The organism is Streptomyces kurssanovii, assembly GCF_040677245.1.
Taxonomy (GTDB): domain Bacteria; phylum Actinomycetota; class Actinomycetes; order Streptomycetales; family Streptomycetaceae; genus Streptomyces; species Streptomyces kurssanovii.
Window position 1 is genome coordinate 126,070 of sequence record NZ_JBFAQK010000002.1, and the last position, 13,987, is coordinate 140,056.

Genomic DNA, 13,987 nt, shown 5'->3' on the forward strand with positions numbered 1-13,987 from the left:
GAGGTGGGGTAGTCATGAACGCGCCGTACGACGGTGACCGCGGTCAGGGCGCGGGCGGTGACCCCGCAGGCTCCTTTCCGCCGCAGCAGCCCTCGTCAGACCCGTATGCGCAGGACCCCTATGTCCAGGACGCCTACGCCCCGGATCCCTTCCAGGCTCAGGACCTCGCGGCTCAGGACCCGGTGAACGAAGCGCTCTACGACCGCTCCGCGCACCCCCCGCCGCCTCCCGGCACCTACGAGGAGCCGCAGCCGCTCTACCAGCAGCCCGCGACGCCCCAGTACGCCCCGGACCCCCGCATCTGGGCGCAGACCCCGCCACCGGAGCCGGAAGGCCCCTCCCGCCACCTCCCGTACGGCGACGACGCGCGGACCACACAGTTCACCGGAGTCGACGACCTGGTCACGCGGGCCGGCGAGGAGAAGCCGGAGCCCGACGCGTTCGCTCATCTCTTCAAGGACCAGCAGTCCTCGGTGCCGCCGCCCGCTCCCGAACCGATGCCGGCGCCGCCTGCGCCCAAGAAGCCCGCCGGCCGGGCCACGGGCCTGCTGAAGTCGAGTGCTGTGATGGCGGCCGGAACCCTGGTCTCCCGCCTCACGGGCTTCGTACGCAGTCTCGTGATCACCGCCGCCCTCGGCGCCGCGCTCCTCGGCGACACGTACACCATCGCCTACACGCTGCCGACGATGATCTACATCCTCACGGTCGGCGGCGGGCTCAACTCCGTCTTCGTTCCGCAGCTGGTCCGTGCGATGAAGAACGACGACGACGGCGGCGAGGCCTACGCCAACCGTCTGCTCACGCTCGTGATGGTGGCTCTCGGCGCGATCGTCGCCGTCGCCGTCTTCGCGGCACCGCTGCTGATCCGGCTGATGTCGGACACGATCGCGAGCGATCAGGCGGCCAACAGCGTCGCGGTCACGTTCGCCCGCTACTGCCTGCCCACGATCTTCTTCATGGGCGTCCATGTGGTCATGGGCCAGATCCTCAACGCCCGCGGCAGGTTCGGCGCGATGATGTGGACCCCGGTCCTCAACAACATCGTCATGATCACCACCTTCGGGCTGTTCATCTGGGTGTACGGCACCTCTGCCGAATCCCAGATGGGTGTGCAGACGATTCCCGCGGAGGGTGTCCGGCTGCTGGGCATCGGGACGCTGCTCGGTCTCGTCGTCCAGGCACTGGCGATGATCCCGTACCTCCGGGAGACGGGCTTCCGTTTCCGTCCCCGGTTCGACTGGAAGGGGCACGGTCTCGGCAAGACCGTGAAGCTGGCCAAGTGGACGGTCCTCTTCGTCCTGGCGAACCAGGCGGGAGTGCTGGTCGTCACCCAGCTCGCCACGGCCGCGGGCGAGGCGTCAGGAAAGCAGGGCGCGGGCTTCATCGCCTACACCAACGCCCAGCTGATCTGGGGCATGCCGCAGGCCATCATCACCGTCTCCGTCATGGCTGCCCTGCTGCCGCGCATCTCCCGCGCGGCCCACGACAACGATCCCGGTGCCGTCCGCGACGACATCTCCCAGGGCCTTCGCAATTCGGCCGTCGCCATCGTTCCCGTGTCGTTCGCGTTCCTCGCGCTCGGACTGCCCATGTCGACGCTGCTCTTCGCCTCCACCGGTACCGAGGCGGCCCGGGGCATGGGCTTCATCCTCATGGCCTTCGGACTCGGCCTCATCCCGTACTCCGTGCAATACGTGGTGCTGCGCGGCTTCTACGCCTACGAGGACACCCGGACGCCCTTCTACAACACGGTCATCGTCGCCGTCGTCAACGCCGGTGCTTCCGCCCTTTGTTACGTGCTGCTGCCCGCCCAGTGGGCGGTGGTCGGCATGGCAGCCTCCTACGGGCTCGCCTACGCCGTCGGTGTCGGCGTCGCCTGGCGGAGGCTCAAGAACCGTCTCGGCGGCGATCTGGACGGCGCTCACATCATGCGCACCTATGCACGGCTGTCCATGGCGTCCGTCCCCGCGGCAGTGGTCGGCGGCGCCGTGGCCTACGGCATTCTGACGGGACTCGGCAGCGGCGCGGGGGGCTCCGTGGTCGCGCTCGTCGTCGGCGGCGTCGCACTGCTGGGAGTCTTCTTCGTGGCAGCGAAGAGGATGCGTATCGAGGAACTCAACGCCATGGTCGGCATGGTCCGTGGCCGGCTCGGCCGCTAGACGCCGTCACACGCACGCCGACGGCCGGCTTCGGGCAGGTTCCGCACAACCATCGTCGGACGCCGTGTGTCGTGCATAGCGTCGGACTGTGGGCACAATTGGCATGGCTGTTGGACATGGCGCAACGGATGGGGAGGCAGGAACGACGGTGGCGGAACGTAGCACGGCTGCCGTCGACGTGGCCGACAACGGCGGGGACGAACCGCTGACCGCGAAGGCGGGCAAGGCCACGACCGACGGGGCGGCAGACACCCAGGCGGCAGAGTCTCCGGCAGCGGGCTCTCAAGACGCGGCGGAAAAGGCCGCGCTCGACAGGGACGGCGAACGGCAGGGCGGCGAACCGTCCTACTCGACGCCCGAACTTCACAGCGGTCACAAACTCGCCAGACGCTATCGGCTCGAGGAGTGCGTCACCCGTCTGGACGGTTTCAGCAGTTGGCGCGCCGTCGACGAGAAACTCCGGCGCGCGGTCGGCGTGCACATCCTGCCGGCCGACCACCCCAGAGCACGCTCGGTTCTGGCGGCTGCCAGGTCCTCGGCCCTCCTCGGCGACCCCCGTTTCGTCCAGGTCCTCGACGCGGTCGAGGAGAACGACCTCGTCTACGTCGTGCACGAATGGCTGCCCGACGCCGTTGAGCTGACCGCCCTCCTGGCCGCCGGCCCGTTCGAGCCGCACGACGCGTACCAGCTCGTCGACCAGGTCTCCCAGGCGATGGCTGCCGCCCACCGGGAGGGACTCGCCCACCTGAGGCTCACCCCCGGTGCTGTGCTGCGCACCTCGACAGGGCAGTACCGGATCCGCGGACTGGCGGTGAACGCCGCCCTGCGCGGTATCTCCGTCGACGGCCCCCAGCGCACCGACACCGAAGCCATCGGTGCCCTCCTGTACGCGGCACTCACCCAGCGCTGGCCGTACGAGAACGACGCGTACGGCCTCACGGGCCTCCCCAAGGGAGTCGGCCTCGTGGCTCCCGACCAGGTGCGGGCCGGCGTCCACCGCGGCCTGTCCGAGCTGGCCATGCGGGCCCTGGTCAACGACGGCGCCACCGCGTCCCGCCAGGAACCGCCCTGCACGACGCCTGACGAACTGGCCAAGGCCGTCGCCGCGATGCCGCGCATCCGCCCGCCGGAGCCGGCCTTCACGGCACCACCCGAGTACCAGCGCACGACCTATCAACAGGGCAACTACGCCCGCCCCGCGCCCATGCCGGGAGCCGGCGCCGCCCAGCCGACGCCGACCCCGCCGCCGCCCTTGCAGACCCGTACGGGCAAGGCCCTCAAGTGGGCCGTTTCGGCACTCCTCATTGCCGCTCTCGGACTCGGTAGCTGGCAGGTCGCCGACAAGTTGCTGGACAACCGCAACGGCTCGGAAGAGCCCGGGACCTCGGAGACCGAGACCACGAACCAGGACGGGGACAAGCCCGACGCACCCGTGCCTCTGGCCGTCCAGGACGCCCAGGAGTACGCACCGGACGGGTCGCCGCAGAACGCGAACAACGTCGGGGCCACTCATGACTCGGACAGCACCACCTATTGGCGGAGCCGGAGCTACTTCGACGGACCGGATCTGGTGCCGTCCGTGAAGCAGGGCGTGGGCATCGTCTACGACCTCGGTTCCGACAAAGACGTCGCCGGCGCGTCCATAGCGTTGCGCTACGGCGGAGATCACACCACCATCAGCGTCTACGCCGTTGATTCGCTGAATCCGTCCGGTCCGGTCAGCTCCATGAAGCAGATCGCAACCGGCCGTACCAGCGATTCCACTCTGAAGGTGACCGCCAAGGCGCCGGTGAAGAGCCGGTACGTGCTGCTGTGGATGACGGCGATGCCGTACTCGCCGCAGGACGAGTACAGCGATCCGGGCTACAAGCAGGGCATCACGGACGTCGCCTTCACCGGCTGACACGGAGGTATGGGAGGGGGCTCACCGTTGGACGACGCGACACTCGGAGACGTAAGCGACCAGGACCTGCTGGCCCGCCACGTCGACGGGGACCCGGACGCCTTCGGCGAGCTCGTACGTCGCCACCGCGACAGGCTGTGGGCCGTGGCGTTGCGCACGTTGGGGGACCGTGAAGAGGCCGCCGACGCGGTTCAGGACGCTCTCGTATCGGCCTTCCGCGCGGCGCACACCTTCCGGGGTCATTCGGCCGTCACGACGTGGCTGCACCGCATCACGGTCAACGCCTGCCTGGACCGCGCACGGAAGGCTGCCTCACGCAAGACCTCGCCCGTGGACGACACGGAGCGCCTGGAGCAGCTCCTGGAGCCCCACGAGTCGGCAGAGGCTCCCGCCGAGCGTCACGATCTCCACCGGGAGCTCCTGGCCGCCCTGGCGAAACTTCCGGTGGACCAGCGCGCGGCGCTGGTACTCGTGGACATGCAGGGCTATCCCGTCGCCGAAGCCGCGCGCCTGCTGGATGTCCCTACGGGAACGGTGAAGAGCCGCTGTGCCCGGGGCCGCGCCCGTCTCCTGCCCATGCTCGCGCATCTGCGTGGTCAGGCCGGGGATAACACCGACCTCACCATGGGAAGGAACCGGACGCCGGGGACATCCGTCCCACCGGCGTCTGGACCAAGAGAGACAGGGCCGAGTGACCCTGCGGCAGTGAAGGGCGGAGGTGGGCGCGCGTGACATCGACCGACACGACTGGGCACCCGCACGTCTCGGAAATCTCCGACCTCACCGAAGGCCTTCTCCCGCCGGCACGCACGGCCGAGGTGCGCCGTCACCTCGATGACTGTCCACTGTGCGCCGACGTGCAGACGTCTCTTGAAGAGATCCGTGGTCTGTTGGGCACCCTGCCGGGGCCTCCACGCATGCCTGCCGACATCGTCGGCCGAATCGATGCCGCTCTGGCCGCAGAGGCTCTCCTCGAAGCCACGGCACCTGAAGATCGAGCGCATGTTTCACGTGAAACAGTGCCTCGCTCGCCGGCAGCAGAGACTGCGTCGACGTCCGTCCGACCGGCAGGACACCCCCGTGCGACGACCGGTCCGGGTCGAAACGGACGGGCTCGTCGTCGACGCGGTGCCGTTCTCGGCGCCGTCTTCGGGGCCGCCGCGGTAGGCGTCGGCGTGATGTTCCTCCAGTCGGCCCAGATGAACACTGCCAACGACGCTTCGGCCGGCAAGAAGGAGACGAGTGTGAGCTCCGCGGCGCGGGACACCGTGGAGTTCTCTGGCAGCACCCTCGAACGTCGGGTCCAGTCACTGCTGGCGGCCGGACCGGCGCCAGAGGCTGAGCCCAGGATCGAGAAGGTCCCCTCCCTCGAGAGCGGGCCCGCCACGATGTCGCCCAAGGACGCTCCGGACGCCGCGGTGCCTGCCTGTATTCAGCAGGGAACCGGCCGGACGGACGGCCCCATCGCCGCTGAGCGGGGCACTTATGAAGGCGTCAACGCCTACCTCGTCCTGATGGCACACGCCAGGGACAGCACCCAGGTCCAGGCCTACGTCGTCGATGCCGCATGCGTGGATCACGCGGCGAAGTCGCCCGGAGAGCTGCTCCACACGGAGTCCTATCCCCGCCCTTGAGACATCGTCTGTGCCGCTCCGGCTTCACGGGAATGCAAGCCCCGTAGGATCCGTTGGGTGGGGTGAGAGTCCATGAACCCGCCCCGTAGGCAGTAGGCAGTCTGCAGAGACGAGGAACAAACCCGTGAGCGACGTCCGTAACGTGATCATCATCGGCTCCGGGCCCGCGGGCTATACAGCGGCGCTCTACACCGCGCGGGCATCGCTTCAGCCGCTGGTGTTCGAGGGAGCTGTCACCGCCGGCGGTGCGCTGATGAACACGACCGAGGTGGAGAACTTCCCGGGCTTCCGCGACGGCATCATGGGGCCCGACCTCATGGACAACATGCGCGCTCAGGCCGAGCGCTTCGGAGCCGAACTCGTGCCCGACGACATCGTGTCCGTCGACCTCACCGGCGACATCAAGACCGTCACCGACACGGCCGGCACCGTCCACCGCGCGAAGGCCGTGATCGTCACCACCGGCTCCCAGCACCGCAAGCTCGGCCTCCCCAACGAGGACGTGCTCTCCGGCCGCGGTGTCTCCTGGTGCGCGACCTGTGACGGCTTCTTCTTCAAGGACCAGGACATCGCTGTCGTCGGCGGTGGCGACACGGCGATGGAGGAAGCCACCTTCCTCTCCCGCTTCGCCAAGTCCGTCACGATCATCCACCGACGGGACACCCTGCGGGCCTCCAAGGCCATGCAGGAGCGGGCCTTCGCCGACCCGAAGATCTCTTTCGCCTGGGACAGCGAGGTCGCCGAGATCCACGGTGACCAGAAGCTCGCGGGTCTGACCCTGAACAACACCAAGACGGGCGAGAAGTCGCCGCTCGCGGTGACGGGTCTGTTCATCGCGGTGGGCCACGACCCCCGGACTGAGCTGTTCAAGGGACAGCTCGAACTGGACGGCGAGGGCTACCTGAAGGTCGACGCCCCGTCGACCCGCACCAACGTCACCGGAGTGTTCGCCGCCGGTGACGTCGTCGACCACACCTACCGTCAGGCCATCACGGCCGCCGGGACCGGCTGCGCCGCTGCCCTGGACGCGGAGCGCTTCCTCGCCGCTCTTTCGGACAGCGAGAAGGCGGCCGAGCCGGAGAAGACCCCCGTGGTCTGACCATCCCTGGACCACCCCACCCCACACCCCGCAGAGAAGTTAAGGAGGCCGCCGTGGCCGGCGCCCTGAAGAACGTGACTGATGACTCCTTCGAGGAGGAGGTCCTCAAGAGCGACAAGCCCGTGCTCGTGGACTTCTGGGCCGCCTGGTGCGGTCCGTGCCGCCAGATCGCGCCGTCCCTCGAAGCCATCGCGGCGGAGCACGGCGACAAGATCCAGGTCGTGAAGCTCAACATCGACGAGAACCCGGCCACCGCAGCCAAGTACGGCGTCATGTCGATCCCGACGCTGAACGTGTACCAGAACGGCGAGGTCGCCAAGACCATCGTCGGCGCGAAGCCGAAGGCCGCGATCGTCCGCGACCTCGAGACCTTCATCGGAGAGTAGAGACGTCTCCGCTGTTTCACGTGAAACATGAATGGGCCCATCCCCAAGGGGGACGGGCCCATTCTCACGTTCGCAATCAGAGAGGCCGCAGTGCCGGCTCCTTCTGCACTGCTCCCAGCAGGCGGTCCAGAGCCAGCTCCACATCTTCCTTCCAGGAGAGTGTCGTGCGCAGCTCCAAGCGCAGGCGTGGATATGTGGGGTGCGGTCGGACCGTCTTGAAGCCGACCGCGAGGAGATGGTCGGCCGGCAGGACACAAGCCGGTTCCTGCCACCGTGCATTGCCGAATGCCTCGATCGCACGGAACCCCCGGCGCAGCAGGTCCTTGGCGACCGTCTGGACGATGACCCGCCCAAGGCCCTGCCCCTGATAGCCAGGCATGACCCACGCCGTCATCAGTTGGACCGCGTCGGCTGCGACGGGGCTCGTGGGGAAGGCGGTGGAGCGCGGTACATACGCAGGCGGGGCATAGACAACGAAGCCCACCGGAACCTCGTCCACGTAGACCACGCGACCACAGGAACCCCACTCGAGGAGGACAGCCGAGATCCAGGCCTCCTTCTCGAGCTCAGGGGTTCCGGCCTTTACCGCGGCTTCACCGCTGACCGGGTCAAGTTCCCAGAAGACGCACGCACGACAACGCTTGGGAAGGTCCGAAAGGTTGTCCAGCGTGAGCGGTACGAGCCGACGCCCCATGGAGGCTGTTCCTCACTTCCCTCGTGTGCCGCGCTGCGAGCATCTGCCAGCCTGCTCCGCTCGAGGAGGAAGCTGCTGACGAAGCCGCTCACCGCCCCGAGCCCCAGGCCTGCCATCACCAGTCGGCCGCAGATCACCGATCGCATGGCCTTGCCTCTTTCCGAAGTGGCTCAAGGAGGATGCGTCATACCAGAACGCATCGTATCCACCCGACCCCGGCACGGATACCGCACCAAGCCGAAGGGGCGGGTGGTGTTCCGGAGCACGGAACACCACCCGCCCCTTCAGACAGCTTCGACACCGCCGAGCAGAGGAGACTCAGGCGTCGTCGTCCTCGGCGGAGCCCTCGCCGAGTCCCTTCTCCAGCACGCGTCCTTCACCAGGAGCGAGCGTGCCCAGGATTCGCTCAAGGTCGTCCATCGAGGCGAACTCGACAACGATCTTGCCCTTCTTCTGACCGAGGTCGACCTTCACTCGCGTCTCGAAGCGATCGGAGAGCCGAGAGGCAAGATCCGTGAGTGCCGGGGACAGCCGGGTGCCGGCCCGGGGTCCCTTCGGCTTGGGCGCGGTCTTGGGGTTCGAGTTCAGCAGCGTCACGATCTCTTCGACGGCCCTGACCGAGAGGCCCTCGGCGACGATCCGGTGCGCCAGCCGGTCCTGCTCCTCCGAGTCGTCCACAGAGAGCAGAGCCCGGGCGTGCCCGGCTGAGAGCACTCCCGCCGCGACCCGGCGCTGGACGGGCGGGGAAAGCCGCAGCAGGCGAAGCGTGTTGGACACCTGCGGGCGAGAACGCCCGATCCGGTCCGCCAGCTGATCGTGGGTGCAGTTGAAGTCCTTCAACAGCTGGTCGTAGGCGGCCGCCTCTTCCAGCGGGTTCAACTGGGCCCGGTGCAGGTTCTCCAGGAGAGCATCCAGCAGCAGCTTCTCGTCATCGGTGTCCCTGACGATTGCGGGGATCCGATCGAGGCCGGCCTCCCTGCAGGCCCGCCAGCGACGCTCACCCATGATGAGCTCATAGCGGTCCGGGCCCAACTGCCGTACCACAACCGGCTGAAGGAGCCCCACTTCCTTGATGGAGGTGACCAGCTCAGCGAGGGCATCCTCGTCGAAGACTTCGCGCGGCTGACGCGGGTTGGGCGTGATCGCGCCGAGCGGTACCTCGGCGAAATGCGCACCAGCCGGAGAGCTCGCCGACGTGCCCGCAGCCTCCCCTTCCTGGGCGGGGGCCGCTGCCTGGGGCGTCACTGCTGTGGGCAGCGTGGCGACCTTGGCCGCCGCCACTCCCCGTTCCGCGGTCAGCACAGGGGACGATCCGGGTGATGACTCCGGTCCCGAGGCAGTCGGCTGCTTCTCCTGCGGAGCGGCAGGAATCAGCGCACCGAGCCCACGCCCCAATCCTCTACGTCGCTCGCTCACTGGATCCCCTCCGACATGTTCTGCTGACTGTTCTGGCCCACCTGGGCGTGGTGCGGGTCGTACTGCACTCCGACCCCACGCAGCGCGATCTCGCGTGCGGCTTCGAGATACGACAGGGAACCGCTGGACCCCGGATCGTAGGTCAGCACCGTCTGCCCATAGCTCGGCGCCTCCGAAATGCGCACCGAGCGCGGGATGCTCGTGCGCAGGACCTCTTCGCCGAAGTGACTGCGCACCTCGTCCGCGACCTGCGAGGCGAGCCGTGTCCTGCCGTCGTACATCGTGAGCAGGATGGTCGAGACATGCAGCGCCGGGTTGAGATGGCCGCGCACCAGGTCCACGTTCCGCAACAACTGCCCGAGCCCCTCCAGCGCGTAGTACTCGCACTGGATGGGGATCAATACCTCAGCGCCGGCGACCAGCGCGTTGACCGTCAGCAGGCCCAGCGAGGGCGGACAGTCGATGAGGATGTAGTCCAGCGGCTGCTCATAGGCCTGGATCGCCCGCTGCAGTCTGCTCTCCCGCGCCACCAGCGACACCAGCTCGATCTCCGCACCGGCGAGATCGATGGTGGCGGGGGCGCAGAAGAGTCCTTCGACGTCCGGGACCGGCTGGACCACTTCGGCGAGAGGCCTGCTCTCCACCAGGACGTCATAGATCGAGGGAACTTCCGCATGATGATCGATCCCCAGAGCCGTGGAGGCGTTTCCCTGCGGATCCAGGTCGATCACCAGAACGCGCGCGCCGTGCAAGGCGAGCGAAGCGGCGAGATTGACCGTGGTGGTGGTCTTACCTACGCCGCCCTTCTGATTGGCAACGACCATGATGCGTGTCTGCTCAGGTCGGGGCAGACCCTCACCGGCACGCCCCAGCGCCTCCACGGCCAGCTGAGCAGCACGGCCGATGGGGGTGTCATCCATGGGGGGCGGTGTTTCACGTGAAACATCGTCCCCCGCGGACTCGGTACGGGGACCGGGGACCGGATCGGTCATCGGTCCCGCGATGTTGGCGTCGGACCGCAAGGATTCACTCTCCTCGACATCAGGCTCGCAATGAGCAGAGCCTGCCATGCTTTCGGGGTCGCGAACCAGCGAGCCCCGTGGATCTGTGGAGGAATCCACCTCTGTGGACAACTCTGTAGCCCTCAAGAGGGGCCTGCGGCCCTTGATCGGGGCGGCCGCACGGCCGCGGCTGATGATTCCCTGCAGCAGTGAGCGACGTTTCACGTGAAACACGATGCCCAAGCCGCATGACCAGACCGGGACGACACTCCGAAATCAGTACGTATGGCAACGTGTATGGCTCAGCGGCGACGGCGCGTGCGACTGGTGCGAGCCGCTTTCGCCCTCTTCGCGGCGAACCTCACACCGCCAGGGCTCTCCCCGACCTCCACCCGCACGACTGTGGACAGTGGATCAACGAGGCCTTCACCGACCTGAAGGACCGAGGTCTCCACCACACCCAGCTTGCTGAGTGCGGCGCGTGCGCCCTGGATCTCCTCTTCGGCGGTGTCGCCCTTGAGAGCCAGCATCTCGCCGTAGGGCCGCAGCAGAGGCACGCCCCAGCCGGCGAGACGGTCCAGCGGGGCGACTGCCCGCGCCGTGACCACGTGCACCGGAGGAACCTTCCCGAGGACTTCCTCGGCCCGTCCACGCACCACGGTCACATGGTCCAGGCCGAGCAGCTCCACCACTTCCTGCAGGAAGTTCGTCCTACGGAGCAACGGTTCGAGAAGGGTGATCTTCAGATCCGGTCGCACCAGCGCCAGCGGGATCCCGGGGAGCCCCGCGCCGGAGCCGACGTCGCAGACCGTGACGCCCTCCGGCACCACTTCCGAGAGGACGGCGCAGTTCAGCAGATGCCGCTCCCACAGCCGCGGCACTTCGCGTGGGCCGATCAGACCGCGCTTGACCCCGGCGTCCGCGAGCAGCTCCGCGTACCGCACGGCTTCGGGAAAGTACTCTCCGAACACCTTCCGTGCCGCCTCGGGCGCCTGGGGAAGCTGTGCTGCCTCCGTCACGGGGACCGTCCTTCCGTACCGCACTGCCGCAAAGTGGACTGTGGTGGCTGACTAACAGGCTGACAAAGATCGGCCCCGCCTGCGAACAGACGGGGCCGACAGAACAAAGCGGTCAGGCAGGGAGCACGACGACGAAGCGCTGAGGCTCCTCGCCCTCGGACTCGCTGCGCAGTCCCGCCGCCGCGACGGCGTCATGGACGACCTTGCGCTCGAAGGGCGTCATCGGGTCGAGCTTCACCGGCTCACCGGTGCTCTTCACCTCGGCAGCGGCCTTCGCACCCAGCTCGGCCAGCTCGGTGCGCTTGTTCGCCCGGAAGCCGGCGATGTCCAGCATCAGCCGGCTACGGTCGCCCGTCTCCCGATGCACGGCCAGACGCGTCAGCTCCTGAAGCGCCTCAAGAACCTCGCCGTCCTTGCCCACGAGCTTCTGCAGGTCACGGCCGGCGGTGTCGCTGATGATCGAAACCGCAGCGCGGTCGGCCTCGACATCCATGTCGATGTCACCGTCGAGGTCTGCGATGTCGAGCAGGCCCTCGAGGTAATCGGCCGCGATCTCCCCTTCCTGCTCGAGGCGGGTCAGGGTGTCGCCACCCTCGGCGGCGGCGGAGATGGTGCCTTCCGTCACGGATGCTCCTTCTTACTTCTTGGACGACGGGTGCTTGGGCCGCTGCGAGCCCTTGCGCTGTCCGGACTTGGGCTGGCGTGCGGAGCCGGTGGCCTTGTTACCGCCGGCACCCTGCTTGGCGTCGCCCTGGGAGGAACCGGCCCTGGAGCGGCCCTCCGCCGGCTTGTCCTTTTCCAGGGAGGTCTTGGCAGTGGCGCCTGCGGGGTCGGAACCCTTGGCGGCACCCGGCTGGGCCGTCGTGGTCTGGCGCTTGGACTTGCTCTGGCGCTTGGGCTGCTGGCGCCTCTGCGCGGCTCCACCCTCGGCCTCGGCCTCGGCGGTCTCGCTCTTGGTCACCGTGCCGTCCGCCTGCGCGGCCAGGCCGGCCTTGGCGAGACCGGAGATGAACCGGCGCTCGTTGTCGTTGCGGTCGGTCCCCTTGGCCACGATCGCCTGGATGACACTGCGCTTGCGCCGCGAGCGGACCTCGCCCTGTGCGGTGATGCTCTTGAGCAGCCGCTGCAGGTAGTGGTCCTGGGCCTTGCTGCCCGGGGTGGGGTTCTGGTTGATCACGTACATCTGCTGGCCCATGGTCCACACGTTGGTGGTCAGCCAGTAGACGAGGACACCGACGGGGAAGTTGATGCCCATGACGGCGAAGATCAGCGGGAAGATGTACATCAGCATCTTCTGCTGCTGCATGTACGGCGTCTTGACCGTGAGGTCGACGTTCTTCTGCATCAGCTGACGCTGGGTGTAGAACTGCGACGCCGACATCAGGATGATCATGATGGCGGTGACGATGCGGACGTCGGTCAGCGAGGCGTTGAGCGCCTCCACCTTGGCCGGGTCGTCCATGAACTTCGCGGCGATCGGAGCACCAAAGATGTGCGCCTCACGCGCGCTGTTCACGAGATCCTTGTTGAGCACCCCGATCTCGTCACCCGAGGCGATCTTGCTGAGCACGTGGTACAGCGCGAAGAAGAACGGCGACTGGGCCAGGATGGGAAGGCACGAGGAGAGCGGGTTGGTGCCCGTCTCCTTGTACAGCTTCATCATCTCTTCGGACTGACGCTGTCGGTCGTTCTTGTAGCGCTCCTGGATCGCCTTCATCTTCGGCTGGAGCGCCTGCATGTTCCGGGTCGACTTGATCTGCTTCACGAAGAGCGGGATCAGACAGATCCGGATCAGGATCACCAGCGACACGATGGACAGTCCCCAGGCCCATCCCGTGTCAGGGCCGAAGATCGCCCCGTAGAGACTGTGGAACTGGACGATGATCCACGAGACAGGCGTGGTGATAAAACTGAACAGACTGGCAATCGTGTCCACTAATCAGGCTCCTTGAGCATTGGGCGAGGTCTCTGCGGCCGGGCCCTGGGATACGGAGGCCGCTCCCGGGGCAGGCAGATCAGCGGCGGCGTCCCCGCCCTTGCTGTCGCCGCGCAAGGCATTACGCAGCATTTCGTGCCACCGCGGGCGCTTGCGCTCAGGCACGTGGTCCACCCCGCCCGGCGACCACGGATTGCACCGCAGGATGCGCCAGGCGGTCAGCACCGTGCCCTTGACCGCGCCGTGCCGGTCGATGGCCGTGTATCCGTAGTGGGAACACGACGGGTAGTACCTGCAGACGGGCCCCAGCAGCGGGCTGATCGTCCACTGATAGATCTTGATCAGAGCCAGCAGCGGGTACTTCATCGCGCGCCCCCTCCCAGCAGCCGCTGAAGAGCGGCGTCCAGGTCTCGGGCCAGCTGTGCATGTTCGGCGTCACCCGCGCCGGGCAGCGCCCGTACGACCACCAGGCTACCGGGGGGCAGCTCGGAGAGCCGATCGCGTATGAGATGGCGCAGTCTCCGCTTGACCTTGTTGCGGACCACAGCACCGCCCACAGCCTTGCTCACGACGAAACCCGCACACGTCGGGGAGGCGCTCTCCCCAGGCGCGTGCGGGTCCGTTGTGCCGCTGCGAAGGTGGACGACGAGTAGTGGGCGGCCTGCCCTGCGTCCCCGCCGTACCGCAGTCGCGAAGTCCTCGCGCCGCCTCAGCCGATTCTCGGTAGGCAGCACGTCATG

At 67.6% G+C, this 13,987-nt stretch carries 14 protein-coding genes and 1 pseudogene; 7 read left to right on the top strand and 8 right to left on the bottom strand.

Going from position 1 to position 13,987, the window contains the following annotated elements; genetic code table 11:
• Positions 1–14 precede the first annotated feature (14 nt).
• The 7 genes and pseudogenes from murJ to trxA all read left to right on the top strand — a co-directional run bounded on the left by murJ (position 15) and on the right by trxA (position 7,181).
• Positions 15–2,159 carry a murein biosynthesis integral membrane protein MurJ gene (gene murJ / locus AB0K36_RS02610; protein WP_364587234.1) on the top strand — a complete coding sequence of 715 codons (2,145 nt, stop codon included), beginning with the start codon at positions 15–17 and terminating at the stop codon, positions 2,157–2,159.
• 148 nt (positions 2,160–2,307) lie between these two features.
• Entirely contained in the window at positions 2,308–4,062 is a 1,755-nt protein-coding gene (locus AB0K36_RS02615; RefSeq protein WP_364587237.1) for a protein kinase family protein, read from the top strand.
• 27 nt (positions 4,063–4,089) lie between these two features.
• A complete protein-coding gene (gene sigM, locus AB0K36_RS02620) occupies positions 4,090–4,794 on the top strand; it encodes an RNA polymerase sigma factor SigM (RefSeq protein WP_364587240.1) in 705 nt (234 codons plus the stop codon).
• Positions 4,791–4,901, top strand: a pseudogene (locus AB0K36_RS34780) (hypothetical protein); the annotation flags it as partial. The gene sigM and the pseudogene AB0K36_RS34780, both read left to right, overlap by 4 nt.
• Positions 4,902–5,261: 360 nt before the next feature.
• Positions 5,262–5,696, top strand: coding sequence for an RsmA family anti-sigma factor (locus tag AB0K36_RS02630; RefSeq protein WP_364587755.1), 435 nt, complete (start codon positions 5,262–5,264; stop codon positions 5,694–5,696).
• 124 nt (positions 5,697–5,820) lie between these two features.
• Entirely contained in the window at positions 5,821–6,795 is a 975-nt protein-coding gene (gene trxB, locus AB0K36_RS02635; protein ID WP_364587243.1) for a thioredoxin-disulfide reductase, read from the top strand.
• Positions 6,796–6,848: 53 nt separating this feature from the next.
• Complete coding sequence (gene trxA / locus AB0K36_RS02640) at positions 6,849–7,181, top strand: thioredoxin (protein WP_189473150.1); 333 nt, start codon at positions 6,849–6,851, stop codon at positions 7,179–7,181.
• 76 nt (positions 7,182–7,257) lie between these two features.
• Here trxA and AB0K36_RS02645 read toward each other — a convergent pair whose 3' ends face one another.
• The 8 genes from AB0K36_RS02645 to rnpA all read right to left on the bottom strand — a co-directional run bounded on the left by AB0K36_RS02645 (position 7,258) and on the right by rnpA (position 13,981).
• Positions 7,258–7,875 (bottom strand): GNAT family N-acetyltransferase, encoded by a 618-nt coding sequence (locus AB0K36_RS02645; RefSeq protein ID WP_189473151.1) that lies wholly within the window; start codon positions 7,873–7,875, stop codon positions 7,258–7,260.
• Between the two features lie 318 nt (positions 7,876–8,193).
• Entirely contained in the window at positions 8,194–9,291 is a 1,098-nt protein-coding gene (locus tag AB0K36_RS02650; RefSeq protein ID WP_364587247.1) for a ParB/RepB/Spo0J family partition protein, read from the bottom strand.
• Positions 9,288–10,361, bottom strand: a complete 1,074-nt coding sequence (locus tag AB0K36_RS02655) for a ParA family protein (RefSeq protein ID WP_189473153.1) — start codon at positions 10,359–10,361, stop codon at positions 9,288–9,290. The genes AB0K36_RS02650 and AB0K36_RS02655 overlap by 4 nt, the downstream gene beginning before the upstream one ends.
• 233 nt (positions 10,362–10,594) lie before the next feature.
• Positions 10,595–11,311, bottom strand: coding sequence for a 16S rRNA (guanine(527)-N(7))-methyltransferase RsmG (gene rsmG / locus AB0K36_RS02660; protein ID WP_189473154.1), 717 nt, complete (start codon positions 11,309–11,311; stop codon positions 10,595–10,597).
• Positions 11,312–11,423: 112 nt separating this feature from the next.
• Positions 11,424–11,936 carry a Jag family protein gene (locus AB0K36_RS02665; RefSeq protein WP_189473155.1) on the bottom strand — a complete coding sequence of 171 codons (513 nt, stop codon included), beginning with the start codon at positions 11,934–11,936 and terminating at the stop codon, positions 11,424–11,426.
• Between the two features lie 12 nt (positions 11,937–11,948).
• Positions 11,949–13,247 carry a membrane protein insertase YidC gene (gene yidC, locus AB0K36_RS02670; RefSeq protein WP_364587250.1) on the bottom strand — a complete coding sequence of 433 codons (1,299 nt, stop codon included), beginning with the start codon at positions 13,245–13,247 and terminating at the stop codon, positions 11,949–11,951.
• A gap of 3 nt (positions 13,248–13,250) precedes the next feature.
• Positions 13,251–13,613 carry a membrane protein insertion efficiency factor YidD gene (gene yidD, locus AB0K36_RS02675; protein ID WP_189473157.1) on the bottom strand — a complete coding sequence of 121 codons (363 nt, stop codon included), beginning with the start codon at positions 13,611–13,613 and terminating at the stop codon, positions 13,251–13,253.
• Positions 13,610–13,981 carry a ribonuclease P protein component gene (rnpA, locus tag AB0K36_RS02680; protein ID WP_005314963.1) on the bottom strand — a complete coding sequence of 124 codons (372 nt, stop codon included), beginning with the start codon at positions 13,979–13,981 and terminating at the stop codon, positions 13,610–13,612. Before rnpA ends, yidD begins: the two co-directional genes overlap by 4 nt.
• Between the last annotated feature and the right edge of the window lie 6 nt (positions 13,982–13,987).

Excerpts from the sequence above, each read along its gene's own strand:
- murJ (WP_364587234.1), top strand. The coding sequence starts at position 15 with ATGAACGCGCCGTACGACGGTGACCGCGGTCAGGGCGCGGGCGGTGAC.
- AB0K36_RS02630 (WP_364587755.1), top strand. The coding sequence starts at position 5,262 with ATGAACACTGCCAACGACGCTTCGGCCGGCAAGAAGGAGACGAGTGTG.
- AB0K36_RS02645 (WP_189473151.1), bottom strand. The coding sequence starts at position 7,875 with ATGGGGCGTCGGCTCGTACCGCTCACGCTGGACAACCTTTCGGACCTT.
- AB0K36_RS02655 (WP_189473153.1), bottom strand. The coding sequence starts at position 10,361 with ATGGCAGGCTCTGCTCATTGCGAGCCTGATGTCGAGGAGAGTGAATCC.
- yidD (WP_189473157.1), bottom strand. The coding sequence starts at position 13,613 with ATGAAGTACCCGCTGCTGGCTCTGATCAAGATCTATCAGTGGACGATC.